The sequence below is a fragment of the Longimicrobium sp. genome (assembly GCF_036388275.1).
Classification (GTDB): domain Bacteria; phylum Gemmatimonadota; class Gemmatimonadetes; order Longimicrobiales; family Longimicrobiaceae; genus Longimicrobium.
Genome location: NZ_DASVSF010000102.1, coordinates 82,235 through 106,557 on the forward strand (window position 1 = coordinate 82,235; position 24,323 = coordinate 106,557).

Sequence of the window (24,323 nt, forward strand, 5' to 3'; positions counted from 1 at the left end):
GCCTGATTCGCCGCTCCTGCCCATCGCCCCCGACAACAAGACCCTTGCGCAATCCACTACTCCCGATGTAGTGTTGCGCACGAGTACATCACCGCAGCACGGGACTGTGATGCTGATCAACCTGGACCCACGCGACGCACGGCCGCTGTACCTCCAGATCATGGACGAGGTACGGCGCGCGCTCGTGGTGGGCACGCTCCGGCCGGAAGACCCGCTTCCCTCCGTCCGCGAGCTGGCCGCCGAACTGGTGGTGAACCCGCGGACGGTGTCGCAGGCCTACCACGAGCTGGAGCGCGAGGGCGTGGTGTACGTGCGCCGCGGCCAGGGAACGTTCGTGTCCGCCGGCGCCCAGGCCAACAGCGAAGAGCGGCAGGCGCTCGTTCGCGCGGTGGCCAGGCGGGCGCTGCTGGAGGCGCGGCGCAGCGGGGTGGACGTGGAGGAACTCGTGACGATGATGCGCGAAGTGGCGGCCCAGGAAGAGGCCGCCGCCAACCAGGGAGCCGAGGCATGAGCCCGTCGATCCACTCTGAGCCAACACCGGGCGCGTTCGCGGTGGCCACGCATGGTCTTGTCAAGCGGTACGGGCGCGAGACGGCGCTCGGCGGCATGGACCTGCGGGTGCCCGAGGGCGCGGTGTACGTGCTGGTGGGCGCCAACGGCGCGGGAAAGAGCACCACGTTCAAGATCCTGATGAACCTGGAGCGCGCCGACGCCGGCACGGCCACCGTCTTCGGATTGGACAGCGCCGAAGACGGGCCGCGGGTGCGCGCGCAGATCGGCTACGTGCCGGAGCACCACGCGCAGAGCTACCGCTGGATGACGTGCGGCCGCGTGCTGCAGCATGCCGCGGCGTTCCATCCGTCGTGGGACGCCGGGTACGCCGATCACCTGTCCCGCAGCCTGGGCCTGCGGCTGGACCGGCGGATGGGCGGGCTTTCCAAGGGCCAGACGCGGCGCGTGCAGCTGGTGCTGGCCCTGGCCCATCGCCCGCCGCTGCTGCTGCTGGACGAGCCCACCGACGGGCTGGACCCCGTCGTCCGCCGGCGCACGCTCACGCTGCTCGCCGAGCACCTGGCCGACACGCCCACGACCGTCCTCGTCTCCACCCACCACGTGCACGAGCTGGATACCCTGGCCGACCACGTGGGGGTGCTGAACGAGGGACGGCTGGTGGCGCAGATGCCCCGCGAGGACCTGCAGCGCACCGTCCGCCGCTACCGCATGGAGGTGCCCGAGGGATGGGTGCCGCCGCCCGAGCTCCAGCCCGGGGAGCTGCGCCGCTCCCGCGCCGGCCGCGACGCGCAGTGCACGCTGGTGGGCGAGGAGCGGAACGTGGTGGAGCGGCTGGCGGCGAGCGGCGCGAACGTGCGCGACGTGCTGCCGCTGCAGCTGGAAGACGCGGCGCTGGCCTTTCTGCCCGACGAGGTGACGCAATGACGGACCTGGCCCTTCATTCCACGCCCGGGCTGCGCGTCGTGGCCTGGGAGCAGGTCCGCGCGGTGGGCCTTTCCCTGCGGCTGCCGGCACTCGCCGGGCTCGCACTGCTGGTGCTGGCGACGCTGTTCGTCGGGGGCGAGGTGGTGCGGCACGGCGCTCGGATCGGCTTTCATCCCGAGCGGTGGATGCTGCCGGGGGTGCTCGGCGCGCTGCTGCCCCTGGCCGTCTGGTTCGGCGAGGACCGCTTCGGCGGCGCGTTCCTGTGGACGCTCCCCGTGGACCGCCGCGCCCACGCGCTCGCCAAGGTGTTCGGCGGATGGGTGTGGCTGATGGCCGCCATCGCCGTGTTCGTCCTGTGGCTGCTCGTGTTCGCGCTGCTTTCCGGCGGCAACGTGCTGGGCGCGGAGACGCTTCACATGGCCACCCCGGCCACCAGCCTGCAGGCGTTCGATCCGGCCACGCTCCGGACCGTACAGTGGGTGCCGCAACCCGTGCTGTGGCTGGTGCCGTTCACCGCCGCGACAGGCACCTACCTGCTGGCCAGCGCCCTGGTCCTGGGCCCGCGCCAGCCCTGGCGGTGGGTGGCCGGGACCATCGCGGCCTTCTTTCTCCTGACCATCGCCATGGAAACGTCCACCACCCCGTGGCTGCGCGGCCCGCTTTCGGACGTGCTGGAGGCCGTGTTGTTCGGCCCGTACGGGCTGGAGGGGCTGCTGATCGCGCACACGGAGGCGCTCCGGGTGGAAGCCGACGTCCGCCCCAACCAGGCGATCATCTACTGGCAGGCTCTTCCCGACCCGGGTGGCTGGGCCGCGGCCACGCTGGTCTGGCTGGCCGCCGGCGCCGCCGCGCTCTGGGCCGCCGCCTCGCGCCACCGCGAGCGACGACGCCCCTGACTCCTCTCTCCTGAAACACTTCCGACCCTTCCGGGGCGTCGCCGCCATGGCGACGCCTACCCGGCCGCGTCCTTACCGCAGGGATGGCATCCATGGAACTGACGATCCGCGACCTCTCGAAGACCTACGCCAACGGCGTGCAGGCCCTGAAGAACGTCAATCTCACCATCCCGCGCGGCATGTTCGGGCTGCTGGGACCCAACGGGGCGGGAAAGTCCACGCTCATGCGCATTCTGGCGACGCTGCAGGAGCCCGATTCCGGCACCGCGCACCTGGGCGAGATCGACGTCGTGAACCAGAAAGACGAGCTGCGGAAGACGCTGGGCTACCTGCCGCAGGAGTTCGGCGTGTATCCCGGCGTGACGGCGGAGCGGCTGCTGGACCATTTCGCCGTGCTGGAGGGCATCACGCAGCGCGCGTCGCGAAAGGCCGTCGTCGAGGCGCTGCTGCGGCAGACGAACCTGTGGGATGTGCGCAGGCAGAAGCTGGGCGGATACTCCGGCGGCATGCGGCAGCGCTTCGGCGTGGCCGTGGCCCTGCTGGGCAATCCCACGCTGCTGATCGTCGATGAGCCCACGGCGGGGCTGGACCCGGCGGAGCGCGTGCGCTTCCTGAACCTGCTTTCGGAGCTGGGCGAGAGCGCCGTTGTCATCCTCTCCACGCACATCGTGGAAGACGTGAGCGAGCTGTGCACGCGCATGGCCATCATCAACCGTGGCGAAATCCTGCTCAAGGCCGAGCCGCTGCGGGCCATCGACCAGCTGCGTGGGCGCATCTGGCGGAAAGTGATCGCGCGGAGCGAGCTGGTCGGTGTGGAGGAGGCGTTCCCGGTGATCTCCACCAAGCTCCTGGCCGGGCGGTCCGTCGTGCACGTGTACGGCGAGGTGCAGCCGGAGCCAGGCTTCGACGCGGTGGAGCCGGACCTGGAAGACGTGTACTTCAGCACCATGGCCGGCCACGTGGGTCCGCGCGCGGAGCGGCAGCTGGTGGAGGCGGCGTGATGAAGCTCTGGGAAGTTTTCCGCTTCGAAATCGGCCACCAGGCGCGCCGCTACAGTACCTGGGCGTACGCCGCGGCCCTGCTGGCGCTCGCACTGCAGATGGCGACGGAGGTGTACATCGCCGGCGCGCGGGACGGCCTCTACCTGTACAACGCGCCGTTCGTCATTGCGTCCGTCACCCTGATGGGAAGCATGCTGGGGCTGGTGTCCGCCGCGGCGCTGGCGGGCGATGCGGCCGCCCGCGACGTGCAGCTGCGGATGCATCCGCTCTTCTACAGCGCGCCCGTCGGCAAGGGCGCGTACCAGGGCGGGCGGTTCCTCGCCGCGTTCGCCCTGAACGCGCTGCTCCTGCTCGCCATTCCCCTCGCCGTGCTGCTCGCGGCGCCGCTGTGGGGGCTGGAGGCGGAGTTCAGGGGCCCGTTCCGCATCGGCGGCTACGTGGGTGCGTACCTCGCCATCGCCCTGCCGAACGCCTTCGTGGCCACGGCGCTCGGCTTTGCGCTCGCCGCCCTCACCCGTCGCGCCGTCGCGAGCTACCTGGGCAGCGTGCTCCTGTTCTTCGCGATGATGTTCAGCTGGCAGTTCCTGGCCGCGCAGATGGGCCGCTGGCAGCTGGCGAAGTACCTGGACCCCATCGGCATCACGGTGCTGAGCGAGGCAGGCAAGTCGTGGACGGCGGCGGAGAAGAACACGCTCTACATCGGATTGCAGCCGTCGCTCATCACCAACCGCCTCCTGTGGATGGGGATCGCGATGGCCGCGCTCGCCATCACGTACCTGCGCTTCCGCTTCGCGCATCCGCCGGTGGGTGGCCGCTCGCGCCGGGCGATGCGCGCCGCGGAGGCCGTCGGGGCCACGCCCAGTGCGCCCGTCGTGGTGCCGATCGTCCCGCGTGCGTTCGGCGTCCGGACGCGTCTCCACCAGGTGCTCGCCGTCGCCGCGGAGTCGTTCCGGCTGATCGTGACCAGCTGGGGCGGCGCCGCGCTCGCGTTCCTCACCATCGTCCTGGTGCTGACCGGTCCGGAGTGGATGGAGCACATGGGCGTGCCGCTGGTCCCCACCACGGACCTGGTCGTCGGGCCCCTGGGCGACTTCGGCGAGCCCATCTGGATGATCATCCCCGTGATGATCGTCTTCTACGCGGGCGAGCTGGTGTGGCGCGAGCGCGAGGCCGGCCTGGGCGAGATGGCCGATGCCGTGCCGGTGCCGGACTGGGTGTCGTTCGTGGGCAAGTTCGCCGGCTTGGCGCTGGTGCTCGCCGCGCTCCAGGTGCTGATGATGGCCGGCGCGATGCTCGTGCAGGCGAGCCTGGGCTATCGCGACTTTCAGCTTGACCTGTACGTGCGCATCCTCTTCGGGCTGCAGCTGGCGGATTACCTCCTGTTCGCCCTGCTCGCGTTCGTCATCCACGTGGTCGTGAACCAGAAGTACGCGGGCCACCTGGCGCTGGTGATGGCGTACGCAGTGATGGCCTTCGGCCCGTCGATGGGGATGGACAACCACCTGCTCGTCTACGGCTCCGATCCGGGGTGGTCGTACTCGGACATGCGCGGCTTCGGGGCGTTACTGGGCCCCGTGGTCGTCTACAAGCTGTACTGGGCGGCGTGGGCGCTGATGTTCGGGGTCGCGGCGCGGCTGCTGTGGGTGCGGGGCAGGGAAGCGGGATGGGTGTCGCGGATGCGAGTGGCGCGGCGCCGGTTCACGCATCCGGTCGCCCGCGTGGCGGCGGTGGCGATGGCGTTGATCCTGGGGCTGGGCGGATTCGCGGCGTACAACACCTACCTGCTGAATGACCACGAGTCCGATTCCGCCGCCACCGCCGCGCGTGCCGAGTACGAGCGGCGCTACGGGCGATACGAGGGCGTCGCGCAGCCGCGCCTGACTGCCACGCACCTGCACGTGGAGATCCATCCCGGCCGGCGCGAGGTGGAGATCCGCGGCAGCTACCGCCTGGTGAACGCGGGCGCGGTGCCGATCCGATCCGTGCACGTGGCCACGGCCTCGGAGGTGGAGACCGGGACCATCGGGTTCGATCGGCCGGCCACGCGCAGGCTGGCGGATGAGCAACTGGGGCACCGGATCTACGCGCTCGCGCAGCCGCTGCAGTCGGGAGACTCGCTGGAGATGCGCTTCTCCATCCGCCATGCCCCGCGCGGGTTCAGCGACGACGATGCGGTGGCGGTGAACGGCACGTACTTCATCGGCCGCGATTGGCTTCCCGCGATCGGCTATCAGCCCGGCCGCGAGCTGGCGAACGCGGCGGACCGGCGGGCGCACGGCCTCGCGCCCCGGCCCGTCCGCGCGCCGGGCGACGTGGCCGCGCGGATGGAGCTGCCGGAGCCGCGGATCGGGTTCGAGGCCATCGTCGGCACGGCTGCGGGGCAGACCGCCTTCGCGCCCGGCACGCTGCGGCGCACGTGGATGAAGGATGGGCGGCGCTACTTCCACTACTCCACCGACGCGCCCATCCGGAACGACTTCGCCATCTTCTCCGCCCAGTACGCCGTGCGCCGCGGCCGGGCGGGCGGCGTGGACGTGGAGGTGGTCCACCATCCCGGGCACGCGTGGAACGTGGATGGGATGGTCCGCGGGCTGGCCGCGTCGCTGGAGTACCACACGAAGCACTTCGGGCCGTATCCGCACGCCCAACTCCGACTGGTGGAGCACCCCGGCGACGGGCTCTCGCTGCACGCGTACCCCATCAACATCAGCTACCAGGAGAAGTTCGCGCTGATGGACCCGCGGCACGACGCGCGGGAGGTCGACTTTCCGTTCGCCATCGTGGCGCACGAGGTGGCGCACCAGTGGTGGGGCAACCAGGTGATGCCCGCACGGGTGGATGGCGCCCCGCTGCTGAGCGAAAGCCTGGCGTGGTACTCGGCGCTGGGCGTGGTGGAGGCGACGTACGGCCCCGAGCACCTGCGCCGCCTGCTGGGATTGATGCGCGAGGCCTACCTGACGCCGCACTCGCGCGCCGCCGCCCCGCTGCTGCGCGCGGACGACTGGTTGCTGTACTCCCGCAAGGGCCCGTTCGCCATGTACGCCCTGCGCGAGTACGTGGGCGAGCAGCGGGTGAACGGCGCGCTCCGGCGCTTCCTGCAGGTGCACGGCTCGGGCGTGCCGCCGCTGCCGACTTCGCTGGACCTGTACCGCGAGCTGCAGGCGGCCACGCCCGATTCCCTGCGCCCCCTGCTGGCGGACCTCTTCGAGCGGAACACCTACTGGGAGCTCGCCACGGAGCAGGCCAGCGCCCAGCTGCTACCGGACGGCACCTGGCGCGTTACGCTCGACGTGCAGGCGCGCAAGGTGGTCGTCGACAGCGCGGGCGGCGAGCGCGAGCTGCCGATGGACGACCTGGTGGAGATCGGCGTCTACGCGGCCTCGGCGGATGCAAAGCCCGGCGAGCCGCTGTACCGGCGGATGCACCGCGTCCGCTCCGGCGAGCACCGCATCACCGTGATCGTTCCCCGCAGGCCGGCGCGGGCCGGCATCGACCCGCGCATCCTGCTGATCGATGACGAGCCCGGCGACAACCTCGCGGACGTGGCGGTTCGCACGCCGCGATGAACATCAACCCGAATCTCCGTCCATCCACCGAGGATATCATGCACCGAACCAAGCTGTTCCTGGTGTTCGCGGCCCTCGCCGCCTGCGCGCCCAAGCCACCCGCCGCCACGGTCCCCGCGGCCGCCGCGCAGGACACGACGCGCATCGCGAACCTGTTCCGCGACCTGCGCCCACCGCTGGAGATCGTGGGGCGGCCCGCCGTGCGCTGGACGCTGGAAGAGCGCATGGCGGTCCACAAGGTGCCCGGCGTCAGCGTGGCGCTCATCGAGAACGGCCGGATCGCGTGGGCGGGCGGCGTGGGCGTGCTCGAGGCGGGCAGGCCGGACCCGGTCACCCCGGCCACTCTCTTCCAGGCGGCGTCCATCAGCAAGCCCGTCGCGGCCACGGCCATGCTGCGGCTGGTGCAGCGCGGCACGCTGGATCTGGATGCCGACGTGAACGGCTACCTCACGTCGTGGCAGGTGCCGCGCAACCGCTTCACCGAGGCGCAGAAGGTCACGCTGCGGCGCATCGTCAGCCACAACGCGGGCCTTACCGTGCACGGCTTTGGGGGCTACGCGCAGGGCGCGGCCGTGCCCACGACCGTGCAGGTGCTGAACGGCGCGGCGCCCGCCAACAGCAAGCCTGTCGTGGCGGATACGCTCCCGGGCGCCATCGGCCGGTACTCCGGCGGCGGCTTTACGGTGATGCAGCAGCTGCTGGAAGATGTATCCCGCCAGCCCTTCGCCGACCTGATGCAGCGCCAGGTGCTCACCCCCGCGGGGATGCGGAGCAGCACCTACCAGCAGCCGCTCCCCGCGTCGCGCCACGCCCAGGCGGCGCGCGGGCACCGGCCGTCCGGCGAGGTGATCGCGGGCGGGTGGCACATGTATCCCGAGCAGGCCGCCGCCGGGCTGTGGACCACGCCCACGGACCTGGCCACCTGGCTCATCGCCCTTTCCGACGCCTCCGCCGGGCGCTCCACATCGCTGCTCTCGCGCGAGATGGCCACGCAGATGCTCACCGTGCAGAAGGACGGCTTCGGCCTCGGCATGCAGCTGTCGGGGAGCGGCGACAGCTTCGGCTTTGGCCACAACGGCAGCAACGAGGGATACCGTGCCTTCGCGTACCTCTTTCCGGGGACGGGCTCGGGGCTGGTCGTGATGACCAACGGCGACAACGGCGGCCCGCTGGCCCAGGAGCTCATCCGCGCCGTGGCCGCCGAGTACGGCTGGCCGCGGTTCCAGGCGGACAACCTGACTCCCGCCGTACTGGATTCGGCCTCCCTGGCCGGCCTCGTGGGCCAGTATACGCTCGGCGACCCCAGCCGCACCGCGGAGGTGCGCCTGGAGGGCGGCAGGCTGGTGCTGCACGGCCCGCCCGGCACCGTCCAGGAGCTGGTACCCGTGAATCCGACGCGCTTCGTGACGGCGCAGACGTACTGGCGCGTCGACTTCACCCGCGACGCCACGGGCCGGGGCACGACCATCAAGGTCTTCCGCACCGGCGGCCCGCCGCTGGAGGGCCCGCGCGCGTCCTGAGCGACGGGGCATCGTGGACGAACGGCGTGACCCCCGGCGATGCGCTCGCCGGGGGTCTCGTCTCATGCGGCGGTCAGCCGCCGCACCACTTCCTGCGCGCCCTTCTTGTACAGCGTGATGCACACCAGGGCGCCATCCGGGGCAATCACCATCCAGTTGCGGTCCCGCTTCTTGATTACCCACACGCCGGGCGGAGGTGGCGGGGGAGGGAAGGGCGACTTTGGCTTGCGAGGCATGGGTCGGCTCCGTGTCTCTTGACCCTTGGGCCGCGGCAGGGCACCTTTGGCGAGCGAGGCGGCCTTCGGGTCGGTTCGTGAACGAGGCTGGTCGAGGCTTCTTTCCGGGAGATTCGGCCAGCCTTGCTTTTCGCCCTGCTGGATAGAATAATATGTCCAACCCGCTGGTTTGTCAAGAGCGCTCTATCCAGATCGGATGATGGATTTCAAGGAAGCCACCGACATCCTGACCCGCCGCATCACCGCCGACGAGATCGCCGAAGCGGCCGGCGTCTCAATCAGCTCGATCGCCCGTGCCCGGCTGGACCCGGCCAGTTCCGCGTACCGGACGCCGCCTGAGAACTGGCGGCCAGCGCTGGCCCAGGTGGCGCGCGAGCGGATTAAGATGTTGGACGCACTGCTCATCGATCTAGACGTTAGTGGTAGGGGCTAGCGGAAATCTTTGTACACAACGACCTTCAAGTGGTGATCGCCGTTAGATTGTGCTATCACACTACTGTGCGTGCTGCGACAATAGCGACACTGTCCACAAGACCTTGGACACGCGATGCTCAGATTCGTGGTTCTCAGTGACATCCACTTCCGGGCGGGGGTTGCTGGGGAAGTTTGGGATCAGGACCATGACGTTCGCGCCCGGCTCGTTGAGGATCTCCAGTCGATCCGCGTGAGACTCGGCGAGTTTTCTGGCGTGCTCGTTAACGGCGATATCGCCTTTGCGGGCGCAGAGGCTGAATACGATTACGCGCGAAAGTGGTTCGACGAGGTTTGCGACGCCGCAGGATGTGCTCGTGATCAGGTCTGGACCGTTCCGGGCAACCATGACGTGGAAAGGTCCGCTGTTCGAAACGACCCCGCGATCCGGGCACTTCATCGAGACTTGAGAGATGGTCCGGCTCACCAAATCGATGCTGTAATCGCGGAGTATCTACGATCAGGGCGTAGGACTCTGCTCTTCGATCACATCGAGCGCTATAATGATTTCGCTGCAGCTTACGGGTGCAACATCTCTCCCGAGCAACCTGTGTGGCAGCACTCGATGGGCTTGGATGCCGTGTGGACCTTGAGATTGGTCGGCTTGAACTCGACACTCTGCTCCGATTCAGATGACACATCACTGAATGATCGAGGCAAGCTCGTGCTAGGGACTTTGCAGGCCACTGCTGCTCAACCAAAGCCGGCGACCGTGCACCTTGCTATGTGCCACCACCCTCTCCGCTGGTTGCGTGACGAAGCGGCTGTTGAAAGAGTCTTGTGCAGCCGACACACCGTGCACGTCTTTGGACACGAGCACCGCCAAGACCCTCACGTGAATCGCGGTAGCCTCTGGTTGCACTGTGGGGCAGTTCATCCAGTTAGAGAGGAAGCGGGCTGGATCCCCACCTACAACATCATGGAACTGGATGTCCAAGGGGCAGCCGAATCCCCGGTGTTGGCAGTCCGGCTATATACACGCATTTGGAGCGACAACCACAGGTTTCGGGCGGAATGGACCGACGATGGGAAGGAGGCCAGAACAGAGCTTCTTCCCCTTCCTGGCATAACACCCGCAGAGGTACGACGCCCGGCGGATAGGTTCGAGCGATCCGGTGTGAAGCGCTCGCTTCCCGTGGAACCTTCCCCCGCTCCTGAGCATGCGCCGGCTATGGAACCGAAGCGCCGCCTCGCTTACCACTTTCTGACGTTGCCGCACCATGAGCGCGTCGACATTTCCGTGCGGCTCGGGTTAGTACGGGATGAAGACGAGGGAGTCCGTGACCGCGACCTCTTTGGACGCTTCTTCCAGCGCGCGAGTGACGAACACCGGTTGGCGGAGTTATGGGCCGAAGTAGAACAACGTCACCCGGACGGAAAGCCGGAGCCAAACCCGTTCACATTAGAATGATCATGCTCACTCAATTTCCTGACTGGTACCGCACTGTCCATCCCGAGCCGTCATCCGAACTCCTGAAGCGGAAGTGGAAGGTGGTCGACGCACTCCGACGGAGAGACCGCGTCACGCTCGTGCCAGACATGATCCGGCTTGCCTTTGGTCGTAGCGTGTTGCCGGGCGGGGCCGGTTCGTCCTTCAGCGTAGCGCTTCGTAAAAACGAACTAGATCTGAAACCTGAGGATGTGGCTCACGAGACCAGGGTTATGGCGGGAGCGGCCCTGGCCGCGTTTATCGAATCGGACGAACGCGAACTCGCTGACCGCGCGGCGCTCGCGGTACTTTGCGTCACGTGCGCAGGGCTTGGCCCGAAGCCCTTGCCGGCAGATCTGCCAATCATCGCCGAGAATTATCTCCTTCGCCGCCGACGTTTGCGCTGGGCAAAGCGCGAGCGATTACCGTTCCAGAGTAGCGCCACTTTCCCGGGAAATTATCAAGCGCAACTTGCTTCTGTTATCAAGAACCCCCAGGAGGGATACTTGGGGGGGCAGGCCGCAGCCGTTGTGAAGAGCATCGCCTCCGGCGTGGCTGCGGTTTCTGCGGACACGGCCTCGCTCGGTCAATCGACTGCTCAAGCCTTTGAGACAGTCTGGCTAGAGGTGCGGCGCCTTCGCGAAGAAACAATCATCCTGTGGTGGATGTTCGGAGAGCAGAGTTCTCTAGTCGGCAAGTTCTTCCGAGAGTTTGGGCGAGCCTCGGCGGTACTTCAGGTAGCTCTGGAAATGGCTGAACTCACCGATGGACCTCCCGGGCCGCTTGCAGCACCTGCGTTCCTCGCTCGCGTATTGCAACTGACTCAGGCTACCGAGCATCCAGTGACCATTGAGGCTGCAATAGCCGGCTCCGATCCGTCCAGTATCACTAAGCTTTGCGAGCCAGTTTCTGCCGAATTGGTAGAGCTCACCCCCGTTCACGCGGCGGCGCATACGTGGGTAGAATTTCAGGGGGATGCAAGCTGGACGAAACTCGTCCAGACCCGCTACGGCATCGATGTGTCGGCCGAGGTGGCTGACGTTACTCTCGCGCTCCAATGTTATCATGAGCGGTTGCTTCGAGAACTCCTCCAACCGCTCGCGGCCGAATGACTGACGTAGCCACCATCCCGCAATGCCGACTTGCAAATTGCCCGGTTGCTGCTTCAGGCTTGTGCTTAGAAGGTTTCTCGGCGCCTGACACTCAGTGCCCGAATTTCGGACTTGTCCAAGTTAGTCCTCCAATCGAAACGGAACCGGCGGTTTCGGCTGGGGGGGAGAGCCCCGAGCGGGGGTGGCAGACGTTGCATTCAGGGCTACAAATCGATACTGCGGGCGCGTTCGGTTTGATGAGGAGAAGTGGGGCGCGCATTATTGTACTCGCCGGCGATGTTGAGAGCGGGAAAACAACTCTGCTGGTCAGTCTTTTTGAGCGGTTCCATGAAGGGCCGTTCTGCGGGTACGACTTCGCCGGCTCACGATCGCTCCTTGCGTTTGAGCAGCGTTGTCACGACTCCCGTGCGGCATCACAAGCCGAGGTTCCGGAGACCCAGCGCACCGAGCTTTCGACCTCCGGATTCCTGCACGTGTGCGTTCGTGGTGATGATCGCCGAAGACATGAGTTGTTGTTTTGGGACTTCACAGGGGAGGTCTACCAGCGGGCGCGGGATTCGCTGCTCGATGCTGAGCAGCTTCAAGTGGTCGGATCTGCAAATCACTTCGCACTGATATTGGATGGAAATCAACTCGCACAGCCGCGGCTGCGTGCGGTAGCTGTCACCCATGCGCGGACACTTCTCCGGAGCCTCGTCGAAGCGGGCGTACTCGCTTACACCACGCCCGTTGATCTACTTGTTACTAAATGGGACGAAGTGGTTGGTAGCGATCCCAGAGATGAAACGGTCATTTTTACCGAGGCTGCAGTTGCTCGGCTCCTGGCGGAATTTGGGTCGCAATTCGCGCACATACGGGTCTACCGAGTGGCTGCACGGCCCCAAGCAGCGGATCTGCCATTCGGGTTCGGCTTGGATGACTTGTTCGCGCACTGGTTGGATGATGGACCAAGGCCGGTTAGTAGAACTGCCGACGCGCCAGAGCCGGGGCTGATTTTGACCCCGTTCGATAATTTCAGATTTGAGCGTGACCATGGATAACATTGAGAACCGTTTCCTGATGCTCGGCTTACCCGGAAGCGGGAAAACAACGTTTCTGGCGGCTTTCTGGCACGTTGTAGCAGATGCGGAGGGAGGCCGTCTTTCTGCAGCTGCGCTGCCCGCAGATCGGCGGTACCTAAACGCCATCCGAACTCGGTGGGAGCAAGGCCTGCCCGCAGAGCGGACACTCTTCACGGCGGATCACACGGCCTCCATGCGGGTCCGGGATCAAGTTAGCGGGGGCGAGGCGGATTTGCTGTTTCCTGATCTCTCCGGTGAACACTTTGAACGTCAGTGGACCGAGCGTCACTGCCTGAATTCATACTTGGACATGGTTCGGGAATCAGCGGGAGCTCTGCTGTTTCTCCATCCAGATCGGGTGATACCGCCACTTCGCCTAGAAGAAGTTTTTGCCTTGGCAAAAAGCCTCGGTGCGCCGGTCTCCGCACCGGATGCTCGTGTGAAGCCAATCCCATTCACACCAAGTAGTGCCGCTACGTCCGCACAACTGGTTGACGTTCTGCAAGTGCTTGCAGACCATGCGCCGAAAGTCTCCTTTCCGCTCGGAATCGTCATCTCTGCGTGGGACAAAGTTCGCGGGATCCATGCACCGCCCGCACCTTCCGAGTGGCTAAGTAGGGAACTTCCGCTTTTGGAGCAATACCTCCGGAGCAACGATGATCGGTTCTATATCCGAGTATTTGGAGTGAGCGCCCAAGGTTGGGATTATCCGGGCGATGACCAGCTACTCCGGTCGACTCCGAATCCTTCCGACCGGATCACCGTTGTAGCTGACAACGAAGAGCCCCACAGAGACATCACGTCGCCGGTTTCATGGTTGCTGAGTACATCTCAGGCGAGACGTGAGGAAACGTGACTACGATCTCGCTCGACCAAGTCCTTCACGGTTACGCTCACGGCCACCGCCGTCTGGCTGGGTCGGTCACTCTTTCGATGGATGCGGAACGGTCCCTACTATTTCTGAGTGACTTGTCTGGCGCCGGGCGAGTACCTGAATTCGACTCGTACCTGACCGGGTATGCGCTTGCTAGCGCATCGGTCTTTGCTTTCGCCCGGACGTGGTACGCGGAAGAGATGCCGCGTCCTGGATGTGTCTGGACACACACATTGTTGATTCCTTTCGCGGAACTTGCGCGTATTCCGGACCTCCGGATTCTACTGGACATTTTTCGGCGGCCAATTCTGAACGATGATCTGCTCGCGTACTCGGAACCGCTTACGCTTACGGTGGACTCTCGGCACGCAGCAGCGGCGTGGCGAAGGATGGATTTAGATCGAATCGTTCGGACCACGGCTATTGCGGCGCTAAATGCCTTGTACTCTACGCCAGAAAGACATCTTGTGGTGCCGGCATCCGAAGGGGCGGCTTTTGAAGAGTTGACATTGCTTGTTTGGAGCCAGCAATGGCCGCGGCTCCGGCGCGAATTCCGGTTCTGCACTGGCGCGCTTGGGCCACGGGCAATTCCCGTTGAAGGATTCGATTTACAAATCGTGCCAGAGAGCCGTACCTTCGCGTTTCGAGACATACCGGATCACCTTGTTCTCTCCCCCCCCTTCGAGCACCTGTTGGAGGACATAAGCGCGCACTGGAGCCGTCTCCTGTGGGCAGATCTATGCGGACCCCCGACCGAACTCCGGAGGTACCTCTGGGCGTATGGGGCAGATGTGAGCGGCGGACGAGGCGGAATGCGCAGTCTCTGCACAGTGCTCCTTAAGGCGGGTGAGAAACCGGAGGGCGGGCACGATTTGGCTTCGCTATTGGACGAAATAGCAGCGGTTTTCCCGTCTCCCGATGAGGCTGGAAGGCTGAAACGCGCCTTGTTCGGCGGGCCGGCGGTCCGCCGGGATGCTGGATTCGTCCAAGCCTCCGACTCGACCGTCCTCCAAGCACTCACAACTGCTGTAGCCGGTTCCGCAATCGCTCCGGGAACCCTCGACTTGGATACTCGATGCGGCACCCTTCTCGTCGAAGATCCTGCGGCCGCAAGGATATTGTTCTTATCGGCGTTGGAAGCACGAACGGACATCGGCCGATGCATCGTGACGGCGATGGTAGATCGAATGCCTGCGAGCATGCTTGCCGAAGTCTTGAGTGCGCATCCGGCACTCGCGGCTTCACTGATCAAGCTGCGACCGGATGCCGTGCATGAGCCGGCGTTTTGGTGGGTTTCGGAAGATTTGCGACGGACGCTGGTTGAAGTGTCGTTCAGGGCTGCGTCGACTTCCGGTGAACGTGCTCAGCTGGTCCGAACCGTCTTGAATGCCGGTCTCTTCGAGCTTCCTCCCGGAACGACACGCCAGTTGGGCGCAATCGGAGCTACGGCTCTGCTGGATTGGCTTCAAGCAAACAGCGGCAATAGTTTGCCAGCGCTTGGTACCGGCTGGACTGAGCTTCTACGAGCCCATCCCAGACGTGTCACTGATTGGTTGACCCGCGTTGCTCTACCAGCCACCAGCGTCTGTTCGGTACTACCTGATATCTTGGATCCGACACGTATTTACCGGGACGATAACGCCTCCGTGGCTTGGCTCGGGCTGATCCGGGCGTCAGCGAGGCGGGGTGAAACGCACACCAATGCTTTCGTGCGCAGTTGCGCATTCGGCTTTGCGTTGTCGAAGCTGGACCAGTCCCACGACGGAGCTGTGCTGATGGCGACCGTTTTTCCGTCTTTGCACCGAGCGCTAGCAGCTAATAGCTACGATCACCGAACTTGGACCCTTATCGAAAGCTACTTGCCGCATCTGGGCTTCCTCTGGGATTGGGATCGCTGTGAGAGGTTACGCCGAGCGTTCATCGAGAGCTATGTTGAGAATGATTGGCCGCCGGAGTACTTCCTCGCTGCTGCACAAGCCGCGAGTGTACGGCCCGCGCTTGAGGCATTGCTCGGAGAAGTGCGCAATGGGAAGGCGTTCCGAAAGCGAGTTCGGGCTGCCGTGACCGAGGCGCGAGACGCTGCGAAGGTGCTTTCGCTCACTGAAAGATGATGAGACATCCTGTTCGGTGCCGAATTGACGTGAATAACGCTTTTAGTCGTGCGCCCGCGGGCGCCAACCAAGTGTCAGGGTTCAGGTGCAGGCCAGATTCGAGACCACTGAGTAGTGGAGCCGCTGCGCACCCGGCTCGTCGCCACTTCGCCTCGATTCGCCACCACCGCTCTCCTGCTGTTGTTCGCACGCCATTTCGCCAGCCCGGCGCGTCATAGCGCCGGCCTTTGGGTTCACTTGCCACGGCCCAGCAGATCCCCCGCCCGCGACACACTGCAGACTCATGTCCGGGTCGTGTACATCACGATTGATCAATGCAATTCGCTGCTCCTTCGCTAGCCGACCGGATTGGTTAGCCAAAATTGTGTTGGGGCACTAATGCCGTCGTGCGCCGGTGCGCAGTACGGCGTAGCCGCCAGCGCCGGTCTACTGAGCGGCGGCGTTCCACGTCGTTCGCGTCGAGGCGGCATGGGTCAGTTCGTGAAGGCACGGGAGTACGTTTGAGTGCGGTAGGGGCGTCGTATGCCGCCAGCCAATCAGCGGAGGTACGGCGCCACGTTGTCCGCGATGTCCTGCAGTTCGGCGTCGGTCAGCCCCAGCCGGTGGCGGAGCTCCGCCCAGCGCTGCGCGATGCGCGCGCCGCCGGCCGTGGTGGCGTCCGAGCCGTAGAGCACGCGGTCCAGCCCGATCTTGCGGATTGTCTCCGTGATCTCCCGCAGCGCATCTTCCGAACCCAGCGCCCCCGGCACGCTCTCCGCCAAGTCGAAGTACAGGTTCCGCGTTCGGGGGTCGCCCGCGGCGATGGCGGCCGCGTAGACGGCCAGCGGCTCCGCACGGTACTGGTTGCCGCCCCACAGGTGGGCGATCTGCACGGGCACGTCCGGCGCCGCCGGCAGCAGGTGGTTCAGGAACGCCTCCGCGTGTGCCCGCGCGTACTCGCCGCGTGCCTCGGAGTGCACCACGATCGCCAACCCCTCCTCGTTGGCGGCCTGGAACACGCGGCGCACCTTCTCCAGGTGCTCGGGGTTCAGCACGTCTACCCTGCTGCCGCGGAAGTGCATCTTGATCCCCTTCATCCGCAGTTCGCGGGCGCACCGCCGCACCTCGGCCACGGCAAAGTCCAGCAACGGGCGAACGCCGCAGAAGCCCACCAGCCGGTCCGGGTAGCGCCCCACCTGCGCCGCCGTCCAGTCGTTCTCCGCGCGCGTGGTCGCCTCGTCGCTGTGCCAGTAGCCGACCGAGAGGACGACGGCGCGCTCGATCCCCGCCTCGTCCAGGTTGTCGATCAGGTTGTCCGCCGTAATCACGCGCTCGAACGCCCACTCGGGGATGCGCATCAGCAGCTCCGTGGCGATGCGCCACCTACCCCCGGCATCCCGCCGCAGGCCCATGGAAAAGGCCAGGTTCGTGCGGCCGGACTGCACGCTGAGAACCTCGCCAGCAACGTGCGCGACGGTCCCATCCACGGAAACCGCGTTGGCGACGAACCGTCTGCCCGGCTGCATCCCATCCACCGCGGCGGCCGCCGCCTCGCGGCCCCGCACCCACGGCAGCGTTTCTTCCGTGAGATCCACCACCTGCGCGTCGTCGGTGTAGAGGGCGCCCGCGTCGGCGCTGCCGCTCAGCCGGCCGCGCTCGCGGAGCAGCGAGTCCAGCGCCGCGGGCAGGGCGACGGCCGGGAGCGACGCGGGACGCTTGGTGACCGAGGCCGGCCCCACCAGGTGCTGGTGATGGTCGACGAGCGGAACGATCCGGGCCCGCTGCGCGCGAGGCGGCGAGGCAGCCGACGTTTCGCTTGCGGGCGAAGCGGGCATGCTCGAACTCGCAGGTGCGGCGCAGCCCGGGGCGATCGCGAGGATGGCGGCGACTGCGAAGGCGGATGTCCATCGCGTGGAGGTCGGGCGACCGGAGTGGCCCTGCCGCGCCAGGACGGCGAATGCGGGAGAAGCGGACTGCGGCGGTACGGATTGGAGCGATCGCGGGATCATCAGGCAGCAGGCAGGGGTGAGATCTTGCTTCAAGACAGGTTTGATGCCGGCGGGGCGGCAAACGTTTGCAGGCCGAGTCGCATCCACGGCGGCGGTGCCGCGAGCCATTCCCGTTCGCGTCGCACGGCAGCGAGCGGCTTGCCGCGCCGAAGCAGAAGAGGGGCCGGACCTCCGAGAGGGGTCCGGCCCCTTTTCCCGCGTTGGATACTGGATGCCCGGGGTTGCGTGGACGGGGGCGGCGCGTACCATTCAGGGGCTGTTCACTCCGTCTACTCGCATCCCGTCCGATGCTCATCATCCCGCAGCTCGCGCGCGACGCCTGGGCCGGCGCGCTGGACCTGGTGTTCGCGCCCGTCTGCGTCTCCTGCCGCGCGCCCGTCCCCACGACGCTCCCGGACCGCGTCGTCTGCCAGGTGTGCTGGGCGCGCTGCCGCCCCCTCCCCGCGCCGCGGTGCGACCGATGCTGGGGGCCGGTGCCGGCGCGCGAAGACCCGCGCCCCAAGTGCCGCACGTGCGGCGACTGGCCCGCGGCCGTCCGCTCCATCCGCTCGGCGTACGTGATGGACGACGTCCCGCGCGACCTGGTGCACGCCCTCAAGTACCAGGGGTGGGAAGCCGCCGCGGGACCCATGTCCGCCCGGATGGCCCGCATCACCTGGCCGCGCGACGTGAGCGACGAGGCGCGGCTGGTGGTCGCCGTGCCCACCAGCAAGGCGCGGCTGCGGGAGCGCGGCTACAACCAGGCGGCGCTGCTGGCCGCCGGGTTCGCCGCGCGCACGGGCCGCGTCGCCGCCCCGGAACTGCTGGAGCGAACGCGCGCCACGGCCACGCAAACGGCCTTGCATCCCAGCGAACGCCGGGCTAACGTAGCGCGCGCTTTTTCCGTCCCCGCCAGGCAGGCGCCACGGGTTCGCGGCGAGCACCTGATGCTCGTGGACGACGTGTGGACCACGGGTGCCACGGCGCTTGCATGTTCGCAGGCGCTGCTGGAGGCGGGGGCGCGCGTGGTGAGCGTCGCGACCTTCGCGCGCGTCATCCCGGAGCTGGAGCGCCTGGGCTGAGAAAGCCCGGCGCTCCGCCGATTTTTTTCCATATTCACCACACGAGCGAGCACATGCCCATTCGCGTCGCCATCAACGGGTTCGGCCGCATCGGCCGCAACGTCCTCCGCGCGGCCAAGCAGGCGGGGGCCACCGACATCGATTTCGTGGCCGTCAACGACCTGACGGACACCAAGACCCTCGCGCACCTGCTGCGCTACGACTCGGTGCACGGCAAGTACCCCGGCACCGTCGAAGCCCGCGAGAATTCGCTGCTGGTGGATGGCGACGAGATCCGCGTCTACGCCGAAAAAGACCCGTCGGCCCTGCCGTGGCGCGACCTGGAAGTCGACATCGTCATCGAGTCCACCGGCCGCTTCACCGACCGGGCGAGCGCGGCCAAGCACCTGGAGGCGGGCGCCAGGAAGGTGATCATCAGCGCGCCGGCCAAGGGTGAAGACATCACCATCGTGCTGGGCGTCAACCAGGACAAGTACGACGCGGCCAACCACCACGTGGTCAGCAACGCCAGCTGCACGACCAACTGCCTGGCCCCCGTGGTCAAGGTGCTGCTCGACAACTTCGGGTTTGAGCGTGGATTGATGACGACCATCCACGCCTACACCAACGACCAGAACATCCTGGACCTCCCCCACAAGGACCTGCGCCGCGCCCGCGCCGCCGCCCTGTCGATGATCCCCACGACGACGGGCGCCGCCAAGGCCACCAGCCTGGTGATTCCCGAGGTGAAGGGAAAGATCGACGGGATGGCCGTGCGCGTGCCCACCCCCGACGTCTCCGTCGTGGACCTGACCTGCGAGCTGGGCCGCACGGTGACCGCCGCCGAGGTGAACGACGCCCTGCGCGCCGCCGCCGAGGGGCCGCTGAAGGGGATCCTGGCGTACGAGGAGCAGGAGCTGGTGTCCATCGACTACACCGGCAACCCGGCGTCCTCCATCATCGACGCGGCATCCACCAGCGTGGTGGCCGGCCTGGTGAAGGTGGTCGCCTGGTACGACAACGAGTGGGGCTACAGCTGCCGCTGCGTTGACCTGGCCCGCTTCATGGGCGAAAAGCTGTGAGCCAGCGCAAGGCCACCATCGCCGACCTCAAGGACGAGGACGTCCGCGGCAAGCGCGTCCTCGTCCGGGTGGACTACAACGTCCCCATCGAGGACGGGCGGATCACCGACGACAAGCGCATCACCAGCACCCTTCCCACGCTGGATGCGCTCCTGCAGCGCGGCGCGCGCGTCGTCCTGCTGGCCCACTTCGGCCGCCCCAAGGGCAAGCCGAACGCGGAGATGTCGCTGCGCCCCGTCGCCGCGCACCTGGAAACGCTGCTGGAAGGCCGTAGCGTCCGCTTCGTCGAGGAGACCGTCGGCCTCCAGGCCGGCGGCGCCGTTTCGCTGATGCAGGACGGCGAGGTGCTGCTGCTGGAAAACACGCGCTTCCTCCCCGGCGAGGAAAAGAACGACTCGTCCCTGGCGGAGGAAATGTCCGCCCTGGGCGACGTGTACGTGAACGACGCCTTCGGGGCGGCGCACCGGGCGCACGCGTCCACGGCGGGCGTGGCCATCGCCATGAAGGCGTACGGCAAGCCCGCCGTCGCCGGCCTGCTGATGGACCGCGAGCTCCAGTACCTGGGCGGCGCACTGGCCGAGCCCGAGCGCCCGTTCGTCGCCATCCTGGGCGGCGCGAAGATCTCGGGGAAGATCGACGTCATCCGCAGCCTGCTCCCCAAGGTCGACCACCTGCTGATCGGCGGGGCGATGGCCAACACCTTCTTCCGCGCGATGGGGCTCGCCACGGGCACGTCGCTCGTCGAAGACGACCGGGTCGACATGGCGCGCGAGCTCCTGGCCACCGCGGGCGACAAGCTGGTAATCCCGGTGGATGCCGTCGTCGCGCCCAAGCTGGAAGCGGGGCAGACCACGCAGACGGTCGCCCGCGAGTCCATCCCGTCCGACCAGTCCGTCCTCGACGTCGGCCCGAAGACGGTGGAGGAGTTCCGCCGCATCCTGTCCACCGCGCGCACGGTGCTGTGGAACGGGCCGATGGGCGTGTTCGAGATCGCGGAGTTCGCCGCCGGCACCCGCGGCGTCGCCGAGGCGGTGGCGGAGGCGACGGACCGCGGCGCGACCACCATCATCGGCGGCGGCGACTCGGCCGCGGCGGTGGCGGAGCTGGGGCTGGAAGCGCGGATGTCGCACGTCAGCACCGGGGGCGGCGCCTCGCTGGAATTCCTGGAAGGCAAGGAGCTCCCCGGCGTGGCCGCCCTGAACAACGCGGTGGCCTCGTGACGGCGCCGAGGAAGCCCATCCTGGCGGGCAACTGGAAGATGAACCACGGGCCGTCGCAGGCGGCCCGCTTCTTCGCCGACTTCCTGAACCTCGCCGAGCCGGGAGACGATCGCACCATCGCCTTCTTTCCCCCGGCCATCTCCTTCGCCGCCGCGCGCGAGGCGCTGCAGGGCCGGCCCGACGTGCGGCTGGGCGTGCAGAACGTGTACTGGGAGGAAAGCGGCGCTTTCACAGGCGAGCTTTCCGTCGGCATGGCCAAGGACGCCGGGGCGGAGCTGGTGCTCGTGGGCCACAGTGAGCGCCGCCACGTTTTCGGCGAGACGAGCGAGGAAACGGCCAGGAAGGTGCGCGCAGTGCTGGACGCCGGCCTGGTCCCCGTGCTCTGCGTGGGCGAGACCATCGACGAGCGCCGGGCGGAGCGCGCCGAGGCCGTCGTCGCCGAGCAGCTGGCTCCCGTGTTGGAGATCGTCCGCGCGGACGAGGTGGGCGAGCTGGTGATCGCCTATGAGCCGGTGTGGGCCATCGGCACGGGGGTAACGGCCACGCCGGACGACGCGCGGACCATGCACGCGGCCGTTCGCGAGCGGCTGCGCGCCGCGTACGGCGCCGAGGCGGCGGACGCGGTGCCCATCCTGTACGGCGGCAGCGTGAAGCCCGACAACGCCGCCGAGCTGATGTCGCAGCCCGGCGTGGACGGCGTGCTCGTGGGCGGAGCGAGCCTGGACGCCGCCGGATTCGCCCGGATCGTGAAGGCCGCGGGTTGACACCGCGGCCCTTCGCCCTCAATTTAGACGATTCTCCGTCGCAATCTTCCGCCAGTATTCGGGCTCATCCGTGTTCACGTTCCTGCTGACCCTGCTGATCATCGACGCGCTGGTCCTTCTTACCGTCGTGCTGTTGCAGGCGGGGAAGGGCGGCGGCCTTGCGGCCATGGGCGGCGGCGGAGGCGGCTCCGACTCGCTGTTCGGCGGCCGCCAGGCGGCCACGCTGCTCACCCGCATGAGCTGGTGGTGCGGCGGCGCGTTCATGTTCCTGGCCTTCTGCCTGTCGATCCTGTCGTCGCGCCCCGCGGGCTCGTCGTCCATCCTCCAGGAAGAGTTCCAGCGCGGCGGGCGTACGACGCCCGCGCCCACGGCCCCGGCGCTTCCCGGCGCCCAGCAGGGCCCGATCGGCGCCCCCGCGACCGGCGCCCCGGCCACCGGCACGCCCAACCCGCTGACGGGGAACGCGCCCGCGACCGGTGCCGCTCCGGCTCCGGCCACCGGAACGGCGCCCGCCCCGGCGGCGGGCGGCACCCCGGCACCCGCCGCGGGCACCACGCCCGCTCCGGCCACGACGCCGCAGCCGTAGGGCTGGACGAACGCTTCGCCCCGACGGCCCCCTCCCGGTACTCCGGGAGGGGGCCGTTTGCGTTTCCGCCCCCGGACCCTCGCCCCAGCACCGAAGGGGGAATGGAACTTGCTTCCGCGCCACCGCGAACGCCCCGGTACGCGGAACGTCGGTTCTCTTGGGACTATGACGCCGGGGCCTGCACACTCGGAAGAACGGAGACGCAGCCCGTGGCCCTGACTCGGAAGATCTCGCGCGCGATGCAGCGGCAGGTGGACCTTACCACCGCCGTCTGCCAGGAGCGGCTGCTCTCCACGCACGTTCGCCACGTACTGGCGCTGGTAGACCTGGTGCACGAGGAGCTGCCCTTCGACAGCGCCCTCGACATCTACGCGCGCATCCTGCGGCTTACGCCGGAACAGGCGCGCAACGTGGGCAGCCGGGCGCTGGCCGCCATCGGCCGGCGCACGGGGCTCACCGAGGCCGAAGAGCTGAACCTGGACCTCGAGGACGACGAGGACGACGAGCTCGCGCATCGTCCGGGCGAGGACGGCGGGCGCTTCGACGCCGTGTTCTCGCGCGTCCGCCGCCGCATCAAGGGCCGCGTGCACGACGACCTGCGCCAGCGCATCAACCTGGCGGCCGCGCGCGCCGAGGACTCGCTCTTCGAGACGCACGTGAACAACGCCCTGGTGTTCGGCAAGGCGCTGGCCGAAGAGGTTCCGCTGCACGAGGCGGTAGACCTGTACCTGGACGTGATGACCATCCCCGAGGGGGTGTCGGACGTCATCTTCAACCGCGCGCTGCGCATCGTGGCCGACGACGTGCTGCCGGCGCTGGAGCCCGCGCGCGTGCCGCGGCGCGACACCGATGGCCGCGCGGCCACGACGGCCGCCACCACGACGACGGCCACGACCGTGGACGCCACGCCGCCCGCCACCGGCGCGGCGTCGTAGCGGCAGCGCGAGTGACCCGGCGCGCGGCATGAGCGTCAGGTAGCGGGGCACGACGGCCGGCCGCGCCGCGAGGGCGCGGCGGCCGGTGGGGAACAGGGCGGGGCGGCGCACCGAAGCGCCATCCCGAGCGGACGCGGAAGGGGAGGCTGGGTTGTCCTGGAGCGCCATCATCTGGGCGGGTTTCGTGGCCACGGTCCTGTCGGCCTGCGTGTTCTGGCTGTTCCGGAGCTTCGAGTGGACGCGGTTCAGCCCCACCACCCAGCTCGGCTGCCTGTTCTTCCGCGAGCCGAACGTTCCGTTGACGGAAACGGTGGGCTTCCTTCTCTTCCTCGCGCTCGGCGTTTTGCTGGTGCCCGGGGTGTACGCCCTGATGATGGGCGTGCTGGGCGGGGCGGGGTGGGGAACGGGAACCGTCGTCGGCTTCCTGAACGGCGCTGCCGTCGCGGTGGCACTGCCCCTGCTAGGGCGGGTCAGCGCGTGCGTGCGAGAGGGGCGGCTTCCGCCCCCCGGGCGCTACGGGCTGCACTGGGGCAAGGCCACGCCGTGGGCGGTGCTGGCGGGGCACGTGGTGTACGGGGCCGTCATGGGCGGCATCCTCAAGGCTTTTTAGCGCGGTCCCGGGCCGGGACCTTCACACGGGCGCAGGAGGTGTCAGCGGCAAACGCGCAACGTTTGCCAGGGGGAGCAGCCTCGAGGGCTGCCGGTCCCCCGGGTCGTGACGGTGGGATGGTCACATGGATGGTTCGTAGGAAGCGATGCACACCCGGTTCGGAGAGACTCCATGAAGCGATTGCTGACAACCGCCCTTGCCGGCGCCGTAGTGGCGGCAGGGACGGCAGGGGAAGCGCGGGCCCAGGACATGATGGCCCGGCGCGCGAGCGCGTTCGAGCTCGGCATCTATGGCGGTGGAGCGTACACCACGTCCTGGTTCACCACGCCCGGCACCGCCACGGCGGGTGACGAGGACATCGATTGGGCCCCGGGGCTGTCGCCG

General features: G+C 67.5%; 22 protein-coding genes and 2 pseudogenes. 22 read left to right on the forward strand and 2 right to left on the reverse strand.

Translation table 11 applies throughout. The annotated features are described in order from the left end of the window. Positions 1-109: 109 nt before the first annotated feature. The 6 genes from VF632_RS22750 (at position 110) to VF632_RS22775 (ending at position 8,420) form a co-directional block, all read left to right on the forward strand. Positions 110-511: a GntR family transcriptional regulator gene (locus tag VF632_RS22750; RefSeq protein ID WP_331025227.1), complete on the forward strand. Its 402-nt coding sequence runs from the start codon at positions 110-112 to the stop codon at positions 509-511. Further along, entirely contained in the window at positions 508-1,437 is a 930-nt protein-coding gene (locus VF632_RS22755; protein WP_331025228.1) for an ABC transporter ATP-binding protein, read from the forward strand. Before VF632_RS22750 ends, VF632_RS22755 begins: the two co-directional genes overlap by 4 nt. Next, positions 1,434-2,333 carry a hypothetical protein gene (locus VF632_RS22760; RefSeq protein ID WP_331025229.1) on the forward strand — a complete coding sequence of 300 codons (900 nt, stop codon included), beginning with the start codon at positions 1,434-1,436 and terminating at the stop codon, positions 2,331-2,333. Before VF632_RS22755 ends, VF632_RS22760 begins: the two co-directional genes overlap by 4 nt. A 92-nt stretch (positions 2,334-2,425) precedes the next feature. Further along, positions 2,426-3,334, forward strand: coding sequence for an ABC transporter ATP-binding protein (locus VF632_RS22765; RefSeq protein ID WP_331025230.1), 909 nt, complete (start codon positions 2,426-2,428; stop codon positions 3,332-3,334). Next, positions 3,334-6,900, forward strand: a complete 3,567-nt coding sequence (locus VF632_RS22770) for a hypothetical protein (RefSeq protein WP_331025231.1) — start codon at positions 3,334-3,336, stop codon at positions 6,898-6,900. Before VF632_RS22765 ends, VF632_RS22770 begins: the two co-directional genes overlap by 1 nt. 38 nt (positions 6,901-6,938) lie before the next feature. Further along, the gene (locus tag VF632_RS22775) at positions 6,939-8,420 is read left to right on the forward strand and encodes a serine hydrolase domain-containing protein (protein ID WP_331025232.1); all 1,482 of its coding nucleotides are present in this window, start codon (positions 6,939-6,941) and stop codon (positions 8,418-8,420) included. A gap of 62 nt (positions 8,421-8,482) precedes the next feature. Here the strand turns inward: VF632_RS22775 and VF632_RS22780 are convergent, their stop codons facing one another. Next, a complete protein-coding gene (locus VF632_RS22780) occupies positions 8,483-8,656 on the reverse strand; it encodes a hypothetical protein (RefSeq protein ID WP_331025233.1) in 174 nt (57 codons plus the stop codon). Between the two features lie 196 nt (positions 8,657-8,852). Between VF632_RS22780 and VF632_RS22785 the strand changes: the two genes are divergently transcribed. The 8 genes and pseudogenes from VF632_RS22785 (at position 8,853) to VF632_RS22815 (ending at position 15,714) form a co-directional block, all read left to right on the forward strand. Further along, positions 8,853-9,089 carry a hypothetical protein gene (locus tag VF632_RS22785; RefSeq protein ID WP_331025234.1) on the forward strand — a complete coding sequence of 79 codons (237 nt, stop codon included), beginning with the start codon at positions 8,853-8,855 and terminating at the stop codon, positions 9,087-9,089. 114 nt (positions 9,090-9,203) lie between these two features. Further along, positions 9,204-9,890 (forward strand): annotated as a pseudogene (locus tag VF632_RS28315) (metallophosphoesterase family protein); the annotation flags it as partial. Between the two features lie 408 nt (positions 9,891-10,298). Next, positions 10,299-10,538, forward strand: coding sequence for a hypothetical protein (locus VF632_RS22795; protein ID WP_331025236.1), 240 nt, complete (start codon positions 10,299-10,301; stop codon positions 10,536-10,538). Continuing rightward, positions 10,535-11,668 carry a GTPase-associated system all-helical protein GASH gene (locus tag VF632_RS22800; protein WP_331025237.1) on the forward strand — a complete coding sequence of 378 codons (1,134 nt, stop codon included), beginning with the start codon at positions 10,535-10,537 and terminating at the stop codon, positions 11,666-11,668. The genes VF632_RS22795 and VF632_RS22800 overlap by 4 nt, the downstream gene beginning before the upstream one ends. Then, the gene (locus tag VF632_RS22805; RefSeq protein ID WP_331025238.1) at positions 11,665-12,708 is read left to right on the forward strand and encodes a TRAFAC clade GTPase domain-containing protein; all 1,044 of its coding nucleotides are present in this window, start codon (positions 11,665-11,667) and stop codon (positions 12,706-12,708) included. Before VF632_RS22800 ends, VF632_RS22805 begins: the two co-directional genes overlap by 4 nt. Beyond that, positions 12,701-13,585: a TRAFAC clade GTPase domain-containing protein gene (locus VF632_RS22810; RefSeq protein WP_331025239.1), complete on the forward strand. Its 885-nt coding sequence runs from the start codon at positions 12,701-12,703 to the stop codon at positions 13,583-13,585. The genes VF632_RS22805 and VF632_RS22810 overlap by 8 nt, the downstream gene beginning before the upstream one ends. Next, a pseudogene (locus tag VF632_RS28320) lies at positions 13,582-13,887 on the forward strand (hypothetical protein); the annotation flags it as partial. The gene VF632_RS22810 and the pseudogene VF632_RS28320, both read left to right, overlap by 4 nt. Before the next feature lie 528 nt (positions 13,888-14,415). Continuing rightward, positions 14,416-15,714, forward strand: coding sequence for a hypothetical protein (locus VF632_RS22815; RefSeq protein WP_331025240.1), 1,299 nt, complete (start codon positions 14,416-14,418; stop codon positions 15,712-15,714). Between the two features lie 536 nt (positions 15,715-16,250). On the opposite strand, the gene VF632_RS22820 is transcribed toward VF632_RS22815, so the two are convergent. Further along, positions 16,251-17,528: an amidohydrolase family protein gene (locus VF632_RS22820; RefSeq protein WP_331025241.1), complete on the reverse strand. Its 1,278-nt coding sequence runs from the start codon at positions 17,526-17,528 to the stop codon at positions 16,251-16,253. Between the two features lie 461 nt (positions 17,529-17,989). Between VF632_RS22820 and VF632_RS22825 the strand changes: the two genes are divergently transcribed. The 8 genes from VF632_RS22825 to VF632_RS22860 form a co-directional block, all read left to right on the forward strand. Next, positions 17,990-18,763, forward strand: coding sequence for a hypothetical protein (locus tag VF632_RS22825; RefSeq protein ID WP_331025242.1), 774 nt, complete (start codon positions 17,990-17,992; stop codon positions 18,761-18,763). A gap of 53 nt (positions 18,764-18,816) precedes the next feature. After that, complete coding sequence (gap, locus tag VF632_RS22830; protein WP_331025243.1) at positions 18,817-19,824, forward strand: type I glyceraldehyde-3-phosphate dehydrogenase; 1,008 nt, start codon at positions 18,817-18,819, stop codon at positions 19,822-19,824. A gap of 17 nt (positions 19,825-19,841) precedes the next feature. Further along, positions 19,842-21,044, forward strand: coding sequence for a phosphoglycerate kinase (locus VF632_RS22835; RefSeq protein ID WP_331025251.1), 1,203 nt, complete (start codon positions 19,842-19,844; stop codon positions 21,042-21,044). Further along, positions 21,041-21,808, forward strand: coding sequence for a triose-phosphate isomerase (gene tpiA, locus VF632_RS22840; protein WP_331025244.1), 768 nt, complete (start codon positions 21,041-21,043; stop codon positions 21,806-21,808). Before VF632_RS22835 ends, tpiA begins: the two co-directional genes overlap by 4 nt. 70 nt (positions 21,809-21,878) lie before the next feature. Beyond that, entirely contained in the window at positions 21,879-22,394 is a 516-nt protein-coding gene (gene secG, locus VF632_RS22845; RefSeq protein ID WP_331025245.1) for a preprotein translocase subunit SecG, read from the forward strand. A gap of 209 nt (positions 22,395-22,603) precedes the next feature. Then, positions 22,604-23,329, forward strand: a complete 726-nt coding sequence (locus VF632_RS22850; protein WP_331025246.1) for a hypothetical protein — start codon at positions 22,604-22,606, stop codon at positions 23,327-23,329. Positions 23,330-23,480: 151 nt separating this feature from the next. Further along, positions 23,481-23,939 (forward strand): hypothetical protein, encoded by a 459-nt coding sequence (locus tag VF632_RS22855; protein WP_331025247.1) that lies wholly within the window; start codon positions 23,481-23,483, stop codon positions 23,937-23,939. A gap of 171 nt (positions 23,940-24,110) precedes the next feature. Further along, positions 24,111-24,323, forward strand: a 213-nt coding sequence (locus VF632_RS22860) for a hypothetical protein (protein ID WP_331025248.1), incomplete at its 3' end; no start/stop codon positions are given.

What these genes read in the sequence shown, in the direction of transcription:
- VF632_RS22750 (WP_331025227.1), top strand. Translation starts at nt 110, where the DNA reads ATGCTGATCAACCTGGACCCACGCGACGCACGGCCGCTGTACCTCCAG.
- VF632_RS22755 (WP_331025228.1), top strand. Translation starts at nt 508, where the DNA reads ATGAGCCCGTCGATCCACTCTGAGCCAACACCGGGCGCGTTCGCGGTG.
- VF632_RS22760 (WP_331025229.1), top strand. Translation starts at nt 1,434, where the DNA reads ATGACGGACCTGGCCCTTCATTCCACGCCCGGGCTGCGCGTCGTGGCC.
- VF632_RS22765 (WP_331025230.1), top strand. Translation starts at nt 2,426, where the DNA reads ATGGAACTGACGATCCGCGACCTCTCGAAGACCTACGCCAACGGCGTG.
- VF632_RS22770 (WP_331025231.1), top strand. Translation starts at nt 3,334, where the DNA reads ATGAAGCTCTGGGAAGTTTTCCGCTTCGAAATCGGCCACCAGGCGCGC.
- VF632_RS22775 (WP_331025232.1), top strand. Translation starts at nt 6,939, where the DNA reads ATGCACCGAACCAAGCTGTTCCTGGTGTTCGCGGCCCTCGCCGCCTGC.
- VF632_RS22780 (WP_331025233.1), bottom strand. Translation starts at nt 8,656, where the DNA reads ATGCCTCGCAAGCCAAAGTCGCCCTTCCCTCCCCCGCCACCTCCGCCC.
- VF632_RS22785 (WP_331025234.1), top strand. Translation starts at nt 8,853, where the DNA reads ATGATGGATTTCAAGGAAGCCACCGACATCCTGACCCGCCGCATCACC.
- VF632_RS22795 (WP_331025236.1), top strand. Translation starts at nt 10,299, where the DNA reads ATGGAACCGAAGCGCCGCCTCGCTTACCACTTTCTGACGTTGCCGCAC.
- VF632_RS22800 (WP_331025237.1), top strand. Translation starts at nt 10,535, where the DNA reads ATGATCATGCTCACTCAATTTCCTGACTGGTACCGCACTGTCCATCCC.
- VF632_RS22805 (WP_331025238.1), top strand. Translation starts at nt 11,665, where the DNA reads ATGACTGACGTAGCCACCATCCCGCAATGCCGACTTGCAAATTGCCCG.
- VF632_RS22810 (WP_331025239.1), top strand. Translation starts at nt 12,701, where the DNA reads ATGGATAACATTGAGAACCGTTTCCTGATGCTCGGCTTACCCGGAAGC.
- VF632_RS22815 (WP_331025240.1), top strand. Translation starts at nt 14,416, where the DNA reads ATGCGCAGTCTCTGCACAGTGCTCCTTAAGGCGGGTGAGAAACCGGAG.
- VF632_RS22820 (WP_331025241.1), bottom strand. Translation starts at nt 17,528, where the DNA reads ATGCCCGCTTCGCCCGCAAGCGAAACGTCGGCTGCCTCGCCGCCTCGC.
- VF632_RS22825 (WP_331025242.1), top strand. Translation starts at nt 17,990, where the DNA reads ATGCTCATCATCCCGCAGCTCGCGCGCGACGCCTGGGCCGGCGCGCTG.
- gap (WP_331025243.1), top strand. Translation starts at nt 18,817, where the DNA reads ATGCCCATTCGCGTCGCCATCAACGGGTTCGGCCGCATCGGCCGCAAC.